General features: G+C 61.7%; 12 protein-coding genes and 1 tRNA gene. 5 read left to right on the top strand and 8 right to left on the bottom strand.

Annotated elements, in window-relative coordinates; genetic code table 11:
* Window positions 1-62: 62 nt before the first annotated feature.
* The 6 genes from J4D28_RS30125 to queA all read right to left on the bottom strand — a co-directional run bounded on the left by J4D28_RS30125 (window position 63) and on the right by queA (window position 6,149).
* Complete coding sequence (locus tag J4D28_RS30125; protein ID WP_009050644.1) at window positions 63-611, bottom strand: glycine zipper 2TM domain-containing protein; 549 nt, start codon at window positions 609-611, stop codon at window positions 63-65.
* Between the two features lie 120 nt (window positions 612-731).
* On the bottom strand, window positions 732-1,646 hold the full coding sequence (gene secF / locus J4D28_RS30120; protein WP_009050645.1) for a protein translocase subunit SecF: 915 nt from the start codon (window positions 1,644-1,646) through the stop codon (window positions 732-734).
* Window positions 1,647-1,655: 9 nt separating this feature from the next.
* Window positions 1,656-3,524 (bottom strand): protein translocase subunit SecD, encoded by a 1,869-nt coding sequence (secD, locus tag J4D28_RS30115; RefSeq protein ID WP_009050646.1) that lies wholly within the window; start codon window positions 3,522-3,524, stop codon window positions 1,656-1,658.
* A gap of 62 nt (window positions 3,525-3,586) precedes the next feature.
* Window positions 3,587-3,922 carry a preprotein translocase subunit YajC gene (gene yajC, locus J4D28_RS30110; protein WP_007929510.1) on the bottom strand — a complete coding sequence of 112 codons (336 nt, stop codon included), beginning with the start codon at window positions 3,920-3,922 and terminating at the stop codon, window positions 3,587-3,589.
* A gap of 47 nt (window positions 3,923-3,969) precedes the next feature.
* Window positions 3,970-5,085 carry a tRNA guanosine(34) transglycosylase Tgt gene (gene tgt / locus J4D28_RS30105; RefSeq protein ID WP_162096445.1) on the bottom strand — a complete coding sequence of 372 codons (1,116 nt, stop codon included), beginning with the start codon at window positions 5,083-5,085 and terminating at the stop codon, window positions 3,970-3,972.
* Window positions 5,086-5,099: 14 nt separating this feature from the next.
* Window positions 5,100-6,149 (bottom strand): tRNA preQ1(34) S-adenosylmethionine ribosyltransferase-isomerase QueA, encoded by a 1,050-nt coding sequence (gene queA / locus J4D28_RS30100; protein ID WP_028683321.1) that lies wholly within the window; start codon window positions 6,147-6,149, stop codon window positions 5,100-5,102.
* Window positions 6,150-6,257: 108 nt separating this feature from the next.
* On the opposite strand from queA, the gene J4D28_RS30095 reads away from it, so the two are divergent.
* Window positions 6,258-6,342, top strand: a tRNA-Leu gene (locus J4D28_RS30095).
* Window positions 6,343-6,631: 289 nt separating this feature from the next.
* Window positions 6,632-7,720: a polyphosphate kinase 2 gene (gene ppk2, locus J4D28_RS30090; protein ID WP_101283408.1), complete on the top strand. Its 1,089-nt coding sequence runs from the start codon at window positions 6,632-6,634 to the stop codon at window positions 7,718-7,720.
* Window positions 7,721-7,785: 65 nt separating this feature from the next.
* Here ppk2 and J4D28_RS30085 read toward each other — a convergent pair whose 3' ends face one another.
* Window positions 7,786-9,129, bottom strand: a complete 1,344-nt coding sequence (locus J4D28_RS30085) for an ATP-binding protein (protein ID WP_041984300.1) — start codon at window positions 9,127-9,129, stop codon at window positions 7,786-7,788.
* Entirely contained in the window at window positions 9,126-9,836 is a 711-nt protein-coding gene (locus J4D28_RS30080) for a response regulator (protein WP_009050668.1), read from the bottom strand. The genes J4D28_RS30085 and J4D28_RS30080 overlap by 4 nt, the downstream gene beginning before the upstream one ends.
* 168 nt (window positions 9,837-10,004) lie before the next feature.
* Between J4D28_RS30080 and J4D28_RS30075 the strand changes: the two genes are divergently transcribed.
* The 3 genes from J4D28_RS30075 to J4D28_RS30830 form a co-directional block, all read left to right on the top strand.
* A complete protein-coding gene (locus J4D28_RS30075) occupies window positions 10,005-10,793 on the top strand; it encodes a VacJ family lipoprotein (protein WP_103331967.1) in 789 nt (262 codons plus the stop codon).
* On the top strand, window positions 10,780-11,052 hold the full coding sequence (locus tag J4D28_RS30070; protein WP_101283410.1) for a hypothetical protein: 273 nt from the start codon (window positions 10,780-10,782) through the stop codon (window positions 11,050-11,052). The genes J4D28_RS30075 and J4D28_RS30070 overlap by 14 nt, the downstream gene beginning before the upstream one ends.
* A 97-nt stretch (window positions 11,053-11,149) precedes the next feature.
* Window positions 11,150-11,268 (top strand): PAAR domain-containing protein (locus J4D28_RS30830; protein WP_404940540.1); only part of this gene is annotated, 119 nt, incomplete at its 3' end.

The following is an 11,268-nucleotide window of genomic DNA, read 5'->3' as shown; positions in this document are numbered from 1 at the left end:
ATCCGTGAAGAACCATAAAAAAGCACCCCGCAGGGTGCTTTTTTTGATTGACGCCGAAAGGCTTATTGCGCCGGCTGGTTCTGACCCAGGATCAGCTGGCCTTCCTTGTTGACCGGAATCTGGCTGCCTGGATCACGATCCATACGCACTTGGCCTTGCTTGCCGTTCAGCTCGTACTTCACGTCATAACCCACGACCTTTTCACTGATGTCGTTGACCGTGTTGCAGCGAGTCTGAGTGGTGGTGTAGGTATCACGCTCCTGCATGCCTTCCTGCACCTTGTTACCGGCGTAACCACCGCCGACCGCACCGGCGACCGTGGCGATCTTCTTGCCTGTACCGCCGCCGATCTGGTTACCCAGAAGGCCGCCGGCCAGTGCACCGACCACCGTACCGGCGATCTGATGTTGATCCTTCACCGGAGCCTGACGGGTCACGGTGACGTCCTTGCATACTTCACGCGGTGTTTTGATCTGTTGTTTGACCGGCTGAACTGCCAGCACCTGCGCATACTCAGGGCCACTATTGACCAGCTTGTAGGTGGCAACAGCCCCCCCAGCAGTCACAGCGACGGCACCTAATACCGCACCAACCAGCATCGACTTGTTCACGTGAACCTCCTGACCATCACAAGCGGGACAAGCCCGCGCTTCTCCCTGCCTTGGAGCATAAAAAAAGGCGCGAGTTCAATACTCGCGCCTTTTCGACTGCCTGCCGGGAAGCGGAAACCGTTATGGACGGTCGTCGACTTCCTTATCGGTATTGGCCGGAGGAATCAGGTCCTCGCTGCTCAGGTTCAGCCAGATCAGCACCACGTTGGCGATGTAGATCGACGAGTAGGTACCCGCCAGAACACCCACGAACAATGCGATGGAGAAGCCCCACAGGTTGTCGCCACCGAAGAACAGCAGCGCCGCGATCGCCAGCAGGGTGGAGATCGAGGTCGCCATGGTGCGCAGCAGGGTCTGGGTGGTCGAGATGTTGATGTTCTCGATCAGGCTGGCCTTGCGCAGCACGCGGAAGTTCTCACGCACCCGGTCGAAGACCACGATGGTGTCGTTGAGCGAGTAACCGATGATCGCCAGTACCGCCGCCAGCACCGTCAGGTCGAAGGTGATCTGGAAGAAAGACAGGATACCTACGGTCACCACCACGTCGTGGATCAGCGAGACGATGGCACCTACCGCGAACTTCCACTGAAAGCGGAAGGCCAGGTAGATCAGGATGCCGCCCAGCGCCATCAGCATGCCGAGGCCGCCCTGGTCGCGCAGCTCTTCACCCACCTGCGGGCCGACGAACTCGACGCGCTTGACCTGCGCCGGGTTGTCGCCGCCAGTCTTCTGCAGCGCTTCTGCCACCTGGTGGCCCAGTTGCGGGTCTTCACCCGGCATCCGCACCAGCAGATCGGTGGTGGCACCGAAGCTTTGCACGATCGCTTCGTGATAGCCGGATTCGCTCAGTTGAGCACGAACCTTCATCACATCCGCCGGACGCTCGTAGGTCAGCTCGATGAGCGTACCGCCGGTAAAGTCCAGGCCGTAGTTCAACCCCTTGTGGAACCAGCTGAACAGCGCCAGAACGGTCAGGAGCAGGGTGACGCCGAACGCAACGTTGCGGACGCCCATGAAGTTGATAGTACGTAACATGGCAGCCCCTTAAATCCACAACTTCTTGAAGTCACGACCACCGAAGATCAGGTTGACCATCGCGCGGGTCAGCCAGATGGCCGTGAACATCGAGGTAAAGATCCCGAGGGACATGGTCACCGCAAAGCCTTTGACCGGGCCGGTGCCCATGGCAAAGAGAATCCCGCCGACCAGCAATGTGGTCAGGTTGGAGTCGAGAATCGCGGTGAATGCCCGGCCGAAGCCTTCATTGATTGCCCGCTGCACGGTCATGCCGGCGGCGATCTCTTCACGTATCCGCGAGAAGATCAGTACGTTGGCGTCCACCGCCATACCCATGGTCAGCACGATACCGGCGATACCCGGCAGGGTCAGCGTAGCCCCCAGCAAGGACATCAGGGCCAGCAGCAGCACCATGTTCAGCGCCAGCGCCACGGTGGCGATGATGCCGAAGAAACGGTAGATGGCGATGATGAACAGCGACACAAACAGCATGCCCCACAGCGACGCATCGATACCCTTGGTGATGTTGTCGGCACCCAGGCTCGGGCCGATGGTGCGCTCTTCGGCGAAGTACATCGGTGCGGCCAGACCACCGGCACGCAGCAGCAGCGCCAGCTCGGAGGACTCGCCCTGGCCGTTCAGGCCGGTGATGCGGAACTGGCTACCCAGCGGCGACTGGATGGTCGCCAGGCTGATGATCTTCTTCTCTTCCTTGAAGCTCTGCACCGCGACGTCTTTCTCGACACCGTCGACCACTTGCTTGGTGTAAGTGGTGGTCGGCTTCTGCTCGATGAAGATCACCGCCATGCTGCGACCGACGTTGCTGCGGGTCGAACGGCTCATCAGCTCGCCGCCGTGGCCATCGAGCTTGATGTTCACCTGTGGACGACCGTGTTCGTCGAAGCCCGCCTGGGCGTCGGTCACCTGGTCACCGGTGATGATCAGGCCACGCTCGATCAGCGCAGGAGGACGATTGCCTTCACGGAACTCGAAAGACTCGGAAGTGGCTTTCGAAGCGCCCGGCTCCGCGGCCAGACGGAACTCAAGGTTGGCCGTCTTGCCCAGGATACGCTTGGCTTCAGCGGTGTCCTGCACGCCCGGCAGCTCAACCACGATACGGTTGGCACCCTGGCGCTGAACCAGAGGCTCGGCAACACCCAGCTCGTTGACGCGGTTACGCACCGTGGTCAAGTTCTGCTTGATGGAGTATTCACGGATTTCCGCCAGCTTGGCCGGGGTCATCGCCAGACGCAGCACCGCCTGACCATTGAGGTCGGCCGGAACAATGTCGAAATCGTTGAAGTTCTTGCGGATCAGCGTACGCGCCTGTTCACGGGTCGCTTCATCGCTGAAGCCCAGCTGAATGGCGCCATTGAGCTGCGGCAGGCTGCGATAGCGCAGGCGCTCTTTACGCAGCAGGCTCTTCACATCGCCTTCGTAGACTTTCAGGCGTGCGTCGAGGGCTTTTTCCATGTCCACTTCCAGCAGGAAGTGCACACCGCCGGACAAGTCCAGGCCCAGCTTCATCGGATGCGCGCCGAGGTTGCGCAGCCATTGCGGGGTGGTTTGTGCCAGGTTCAATGCAACGACGTAGTCGTCACCCAGGGCCTTGCGCACGACGTCCTTGGCTGGAAGCTGGTCTTCCTGCTTGGTCAGACGCAACAGGCCGCCCTTGCCCTTGGCCGCGATGGTCGCTGCCTTGACGTTGATCCCGGCGTCGGTGAGCGCTTTGCTCGCACGATCCAGATCCGCCTGAGTGACCTGCAACGCAGTGCTCGCGCCGCTGACCTGAATGGCCGGATCATCAGGGTATAGATTGGGAGCGGAATAAATAAAACCGATCGCCAGCACCGCCAGGATCAGTACGTATTTCCACAGAGGGTATTTGTTCAGCATCACGCCGCCCGTTTATGAAGCGGGGCGCCTTGCGCGCCCCGTCGATTGGTAAAAGATGAAACTTAGATCGCCTTCAGCGTGCCTTTTGGCAGCGTGGCAGCGATAGCGCCTTTCTGGAACTTCATCTCGATAGTGTCGGAAACTTCCAGCACTACGAAGTCATCGGTCACTTTGGTGATCTTGCCGGCGATACCGCCAGTAGTCACAACTTCGTCACCTTTTTGCAGGCTGCCCAGCAGGTTCTTTTGCTCTTTGGCGCGCTTGGCCTGTGGACGCCAGATCATCAGGTAGAAGATGACCAGGAAACCGACCAGGAAAATCCACTCAAAGCCAGTGCCAGCAGGGCCAGCAGCAGGTGCAGCAGCGTCAGCCATTGCAGTCGAGATAAAAAAGCTCATGTAACACTCCGGATAATTACAAAAGTGGGTCTAAACGTCTTTAGAACTTATTCTAAAGGCGGCACGGGCAACCCGCGTTTGGCATAGAAGGAATCGACAAAGGCGGCCAATGTACCCTGTTGAATAGCCTCGCGCAAACCAGCCATAAGACGTTGGTAATGACGCAAATTATGGATGGTATTGAGCATGCTCCCCAGCATTTCGCCGCACTTGTCCAGATGATGCAGATAAGCACGGGAGAAGTTCTGGCAGGTATAGCAATCGCAGGTCGGATCCAGCGGCGAATCATCATGGCGATGGAACGCGTTGCGGATCTTCAGCACGCCAGTGTCAATGAACAGGTGCCCATTGCGGGCATTACGGGTTGGCATCACGCAATCGAACATGTCCACACCGCGGCGCACACCCTCAACCAGATCTTCCGGCTTGCCAACACCCATAAGGTAACGAGGTTTGTCTGCTGGCATCTGGCCCGGCAGGTAGTCCAGCACCTTGATCATCTCGTGCTTGGGCTCGCCCACCGACAGGCCACCGATGGCCAGGCCGTCGAAGCCGATCTTGTCCAGGCCTTCCAGGGAGCGCATGCGCAGGTCCTGGTGCATGCCGCCCTGGACGATGCCGAACAGCGCCGCCGTGTTGTCGCCATGGGCGTTCTTCGAGCGCTGGGCCCAGCGCAGCGACAGCTCCATGGACACCCGCGCGACGTCCTCGTCGGCCGGGTACGGGGTGCATTCGTCGAAGATCATCACGATGTCCGAGCCCAGGTCGCGCTGGACCTGCATCGACTCTTCCGGGCCCATGAAGACTTTGGCGCCATCGACCGGCGAGGCGAAGGTCACGCCCTCCTCCTTGATCTTGCGCATGGCACCCAGGCTGAACACCTGGAAACCGCCGGAGTCGGTGAGGATCGGGCCTTTCCACTGCATGAAGTCATGCAGGTCGCCGTGTTTCTTGATCACTTCGGTGCCCGGGCGCAGCCACAGGTGGAAGGTGTTGCCCAGGATGATTTCGGCGCCGGTGGCGACGATGTCCCGAGGCAGCATGCCCTTGACCGTGCCGTAGGTGCCCACCGGCATGAAAGCCGGGGTTTCCACGGTGCCACGGGGGAAGGTCAGACGACCGCGACGAGCCTTGCCATCGGTGGCGAGCAGCTCGAAAGACATACGACAGGTGCGACTCATGCTGTTTCCTCAGGACCGCGTGGCGCGGGATTGCGGGTGATGAACATCGCATCACCGTAGCTGAAAAAGCGGTATCCATGCTCGACGGCGGCCTTGTAGGCGGCCATGGCTTCGGGATAACCGGCGAACGCCGAAACCAGCATCAACAGTGTGGATTCGGGCAAATGGAAGTTGGTGACCAGGGCATCGACCACATGGAACGGCCGGCCCGGGTAGATAAAGATGTCGGTGTCGCCGCTGAACGGCTTGAGCACGCCATCGCGCGCCGCGCTTTCCAGGGAACGCACGCTGGTGGTCCCCACCGCCACCACCCGACCGCCACGCGCGCGGCAGGCCGCCACCGCATCCACCACGTCCTGGCTGACTTCCAGCCATTCGTTGTGCATATGGTGATCTTCGATGCGCTCGACCCGTACCGGCTGGAAGGTGCCGGCGCCCACATGCAGGGTCACGAACGCGGTCTCGACGCCCTTGGCGGCAATCGCCTCCAGCAGCGGCTGGTCGAAGTGCAGCCCAGCGGTCGGCGCAGCCACGGCGCCCAGGCGCTCGGAATACACGGTCTGGTAACGCTCGCGGTCCGAGTCTTCGTCCGGGCGGTCTATATAAGGAGGCAACGGCATATGGCCGACGCGCTCCAGCAACGGCAGCACTTCCTCGGCGAACCCCAGTTCGAACAAAGTGTCGTGACGGGCCAGCATCTCGGCCTCGCCGCCGCCTTCGATCAGGATCTTCGAACCCGGTTTCGGCGACTTGCTGGAGCGCACATGAGCCAGCACACGGTGGCTGTCGAGCACCCGCTCCACCAGGATTTCCAGCTTGCCGCCGGAGGCTTTCTGGCCAAACAGCCGCGCCGGAATCACCCGGGTATTGTTGAACACCATCAAGTCGCCCGGGCGCAAATGCTCAAGCAAATCAGTGAATTGACGGTGGGCCAGGGCGCCGGTGACCCCATCCAGGGTCAACAGGCGACTCGCGCGACGCTCGGCCAGGGGATGGCGGGCGATCAGCGAATCAGGGAGCTCGAAGGTAAAGTCAGCAACACGCATGATGGGGTTCGTCTAGCAGGGCCGGAAAGTTTAGCGGAAATAGCCAAAATTGACCATGAAACCTGATTGACCAACGGTAGGCACGTCTCTATACTTCGCCGCCATTGAGCCCTGATGGCGGAATTGGTAGACGCGGCGGATTCAAAATCCGTTTTCGAGAGAAGTGGGAGTTCGAGTCTCCCTCGGGGCACCAAACTTAAAAAAGACCTTGAAATTCAAGGTCTTTTTTTTCGCCTGCAGAAAAGTGCCACCTCCCCCGCGCACCAGGATTCTGTAGGAGCGAAGCTTGCTCGCGATGAACGATGACGCGGATTGACTGACACTGCACAGCGCCTGTTTCGCGGGCAAGCCTCGCTCCTACAGGCAAACGCAAAAGCATCGATACAGAGCTGCTCAAAAGCTTCCTTGATACGCATCAAGAAGCCCGGTTTTGTGCGCCATAAACTGTCTGAAAGACATTGGAGCGATCAGACAGGCCCGATATGAGCGAAGAATCCACCGCGCGTCCCCTTCCCGAAAAAGCCACGCCAGCCACCAAACCGACGGTCACGGCCAGTAGCAAAAGCGCCCCACGCAAACCGGCCACCCCACGCCCGCGCCGGCCACGCGCGACCACTAAACCTGCCGCGGCCAAGACCGCCGAAGCTGAAATCAGCGCCATCAGCCAGCAGCCGGTCGCCCTGCAGGTGGCCAGCGCGCCCCATGGCAGCAATGAAGACAGTTCCACCGCCAAGCTGCCGGCCAGCTATCCGTACCGCAGCCGCATGCGTCGCGCCGAGTATGAAAAGGCCAAGCAGGAGCTGCAGATCGAACTGCTCAAGGTGCAAAGCTGGGTCAAGGAAACCGGGCAGCGCGTCGTGGTGCTGTTCGAGGGGCGCGATGCCGCGGGCAAGGGCGGCACCATCAAGCGCTTCATGGAGCACCTGAACCCGCGGGGCGCGCGGATCGTCGCCCTGGAAAAACCCAGCGAGCAGGAACAGGGCCAGTGGTATTTCCAACGTTATATCCAGCACCTGCCCACCGCCGGAGAAATGGTGTTCTTCGACCGCTCCTGGTACAACCGCGCCGGCGTCGAGCGGGTCATGGACTTCTGCTCGCCCCTGCAATACCTGGAATTCATGCGCCAGACGCCCGAGCTGGAGCGCATGCTGTGCAACAGCGGCATCCTGATGTTCAAGTACTGGTTCTCGGTCAATCGCGACGAGCAGTTGCGCCGTTTCATTTCGCGCCGCGACGACCCGCTCAAGCACTGGAAACTCTCGCCCATCGACATCAAGTCGCTGGACAAGTGGGACGAATACACCGCCGCCAAACAGGCGATGTTCTTCCACACCGACACCGCCGATGCGCCCTGGACGGTGATCAAGTCGGACGACAAGAAACGCGCGCGAATCAACTGCATCCGCCACTTCCTGCACTCCCTCGACTACCCAGGCAAGAACCTGCGCGTGGCCCATCAACCCGACCCGGTGCTGGTCGGCCGGGCGTCGCGGGTCATGGAAGAAGACGAGCGGGTGTACAACGAAGCGGCCGCGGAGCCGGTGCGCAATCCACAGGTGACGCTCGCGTAAGCAGCCAGCCTTGAAGAGGGCCTCGCTCCAGGATCGATGAAAGGTCCTGAAGCGGGTCCGACCAGCTAGATACCCTGCACCGGCAACAGCACACAGGCCTGCAACCCGCCACCGTCACGGTTGCGCAAGCGCAGTTCGCCGCCGTGCTCCAGCACGATCGCCCGCGCCGCGGAGAGCCCCAGGCCGACGCCGCCGGTGTTGCGATTGCGCGAGCTTTCCATGCGGAAGAACGGCTCGAACACCTGTTCCTGCCACTCAACGGGAATCCCCGGCCCGCGATCCAGCACACAGACCTTCACCTGCTCGGCATCCGCCACCACTTCAATCGCCGGTTCGCTGCCATATTTGATGGCGTTTTCCAGCAGGTTGCTCATGACCCGCTTGAGCCCCAACGGGCGGCCGAAATACACCAGGCGCGGCGGACCACTGAACGCGATGTCGATGGACTGGTCGCGGTAATCATCGACCAGGGTTTGCAGCAGCTCCGCCAGATCGAAAGACGTCGCCTCCTCCAGCCGCGCATCGTCGCGGAAGAACTCCAGGGCCGAATTGATCATCGCCTGCATCTCATCGACGTCATGGAACAACCGGCGCTGCTGCTCGGAGTCCTCGATGAACTCGCCGCGCAGGCGCATGCGAGTCAGGGGGGTACGCAGGTCGTGGGAGATCGCCGCGAGCATCTGCGTGCGGTCCTTGATGAAGTGCTGCAACTGCGCCTGCATGGCGTTGAATGCGAGGATCGCCTGGCGAATCTCGTGGGGGCCGACCGGCTCGATAGGCGGCGCGCGAAAATCCACGCCAAACCGCCGCGCGCCCAGGGCGAACTGCTGCAGGGGCCGGGCCAGGCGGCGGGTGGCGATCAAGGCGACCAGGACGGTGGACAACAGCACCAGACCGATCACGATCAGATTGCGCGGTCCCTCATCCAGCCCCCAGTTGCGCGAGAGCGAGGAGAACATCAGCCAGGAGCCATCGCTCATCTGGATCAACAACGCATACGGTCCGCCCGGCTCCGGCCAGTCGCTGGGCTGGTAGGCTTCAATGTGCCCCGCCCCGGGCCTGAGCAGCTGTTTCAGTTTCGTCGAGCCCTCGCGGTACTCCGGCTCATCGACTACCGGCACCTCGATATCCCGTCGCGTCGGGTGCCAAGTCACGCTCAGGCCGTGGTCGCTGACCGACTCGGCCAGGCGCGCGCGCTGCCCCGGCTCCGAGGCGTCGATCATATTGCTGATGGAGGCGATCTTTTCCACCAGGCCGGATTCGCTCAACGGCGGTTTGGCCCAGACTCCGGCCAATTGCACGAACAGCGCATTGAAGGCCAGCGCGGTGAGCATCGCCATCAGGGTGGTCAGGGCGATCCAGCGGGCGATGGTGTCGCGCGGGCCGCCCGGCTTGTGTCTCACTTTCATTGGCGGGTCACGCTGGGGGTGAACAGGTAGCCGCCATTGCGCACCGTGCGAATCATCGCCGGGCGCTTGGTGTCGAACTCCAGCTTGCGTCGCAGGCGGCTGACCTGCACATCGATGCTGCGATCGAAGGCGTCATGGGCCTGCCCGCGCGCCAGGTCGAGCAACTGTTCACGGCTGAGGATGCGTTGCGGATGCTCGACGAACACCAGCAGCAGGTCAAACTCCCCCGCCGACAGCGGAATCATCACCTGATCCGGCGAGCGCAGCTCGCGGCGGGTCAGGTCCAGTTGCCAATCGGCGAACCTGATCAGCGGCCGCGGCACCTCCCCGACCACCGGCCGGCTCTCTCCGGCCCGGCGCAGCACCGCGCGCACTCGGGCCAGCAGTTCGCGGGCATCGAAGGGTTTGCTCAGGTAATCGTCGGCGCCCATTTCCAGCCCCACCACGCGGTCGCTCAATTCGCCCATGGCGGTCAGCATGATCACCGGCACGGCGTGCTGCTGGCGCAGGCGCTGACACAGGGTCAGGCCGTTTTCCCCCGGCAGCATCAGGTCGAGAATGATCAGGTCCGGCACCTGCCGCTCCAGCGCCGCCCACAACGAAGCGCCCTCGGTGGCGACTTCCACCGAGTAGCCGTGTTGCACAAAAAATTTCTTCAGCAGCGCGAGGACCTCAAGGTCGTCGTCCACAATCAACAGACTGCTCACCAGTGCGTATCACTCAAGCTCGGAAAGTACTGTCATTCAAAACCATTGGCCGCGGCCCGTCATATATTTCAACGCGGTAACAAACCGACAACCCCGCAATAAAGCAGACATCTTCAGGCAAAACGTCCATGCCAGCATCGGCCTCCCTGTTCCCAAGGTCGTCCGCCCATGCGCTCACTCCTGTGCTCCACCCGCCTGTGTCGTCATACCGCCCTGCTGCTGTCCCTGTCCTACCTGGCGGGCTGTACCAGCACGGGATCTGCCACTCAACCCGACTGCGCGAAGGTCGACTATCCGATCTATGACCCCGCCGAGCCGGTCAACCGTGGCGTATTCGCCTTCAACAAGGCCGTTGACGACTACGCACTGGCACCGGTCGCCCGCGGTTACCGCCACCTGCCGGACTTCATGCAACAGGGCGTGCATAACTTCGCGAGCAACTTCGGCGAACCCAAGGTTTTCATCAACGACCTGTTGCAAGGCAACCCGCAACGCTCGGTCAACAGCCTGGGGCGCTTTGCGGTCAACACCACGGTTGGCGTACTCGGCCTATTCAACGTCTCGGACCCGCTCGGCATCCCGCGCCACACCGCCGACTTCGGCCAGACCTTCGGTGTGTGGGGCATCGGCAACGGCCCCATCGTCGAACTGCCGCTGCTGGGCACCGACAACAGCCGCGACTCGGTGGGCAAGATCCTCAACTTCGTGGTCTCCCCCTTCGGCGACAACAGCGACACCGTACAGACTCTGGGCACCGTCGCCATGGTCGGCGGCGTAGTGGACGGCCGCGCCGCCCTGCTGCCGCTGACCGACAGCCTGAAAACCATGCCCGACTACTACAGCGCCCTGCGCGACGTGAACGCCGAACACCGCGCCGCCTTCGTGCAGGAAGGCAAGCAAGGCGCTACCAGCCCCGCCAAACATCGTTGTGAAGGAGCGACCCATGATGACTTCTGAAACCGACGCCCTGGTCCTGCTGCAACGCGTGGCCAAACACGGCGACGCCTCCCTGCAATGCCGCGAAGTCAGCCTGCGCCTCTCGGCCGACCAGCAACACCTGACCCTCAGCCGCTACAGCGAACACTACAGCCCCGAGGGACTGGAATGGGTCGAGCGCCAGCACCGCATCAGCGTGAGCGAGTTGATACGGTGGGTGATCAAGCAGGGGGAACCGCAGGTGTTGGTGCGAGGGGTGGACAGTGGTCTTGCGTCGTGATGCCAGCCAAGGGGTAAGGCGTTTCAGGATCGCCTGATTCAGCCGCCTGATAGGCATTGTTACGTTCGAGGCCCATTCCTCAAAGAGAACGTAGCCCATGGCCTTTGTCATCAGGGAAGGCGACCCCACCACAACCGGCGGCAAGGTCATTGCCGGATCGGCCACCACCTTTGTCGTGGATCAACGGGTCGCCCGCATTGCCGACCCGGTGTGGTG

Origin of the sequence: Pseudomonas sp. GW531-T4 (assembly GCF_017349615.1) — a bacterium.
Lineage (GTDB): Bacteria > Pseudomonadota > Gammaproteobacteria > Pseudomonadales > Pseudomonadaceae > Aquipseudomonas > Aquipseudomonas chlororaphis_I.
Note: the sequence above shows the minus strand (reverse complement) of the source record. Positions and strands in the feature narration are given on the sequence as shown.

Excerpts from the sequence above, each read along its gene's own strand:
- secF (WP_009050645.1), bottom strand. The coding sequence starts at position 1,646 with ATGTTACGTACTATCAACTTCATGGGCGTCCGCAACGTTGCGTTCGGC.
- secD (WP_009050646.1), bottom strand. The coding sequence starts at position 3,524 with ATGCTGAACAAATACCCTCTGTGGAAATACGTACTGATCCTGGCGGTG.
- yajC (WP_007929510.1), bottom strand. The coding sequence starts at position 3,922 with ATGAGCTTTTTTATCTCGACTGCAATGGCTGACGCTGCTGCACCTGCT.
- tgt (WP_162096445.1), bottom strand. The coding sequence starts at position 5,085 with ATGTCTTTCGAGCTGCTCGCCACCGATGGCAAGGCTCGTCGCGGTCGT.
- queA (WP_028683321.1), bottom strand. The coding sequence starts at position 6,149 with ATGCGTGTTGCTGACTTTACCTTCGAGCTCCCTGATTCGCTGATCGCC.
- ppk2 (WP_101283408.1), top strand. The coding sequence starts at position 6,632 with ATGAGCGAAGAATCCACCGCGCGTCCCCTTCCCGAAAAAGCCACGCCA.
- J4D28_RS30085 (WP_041984300.1), bottom strand. The coding sequence starts at position 9,129 with ATGAAAGTGAGACACAAGCCGGGCGGCCCGCGCGACACCATCGCCCGC.
- J4D28_RS30075 (WP_103331967.1), top strand. The coding sequence starts at position 10,005 with ATGCGCTCACTCCTGTGCTCCACCCGCCTGTGTCGTCATACCGCCCTG.
- J4D28_RS30070 (WP_101283410.1), top strand. The coding sequence starts at position 10,780 with ATGATGACTTCTGAAACCGACGCCCTGGTCCTGCTGCAACGCGTGGCC.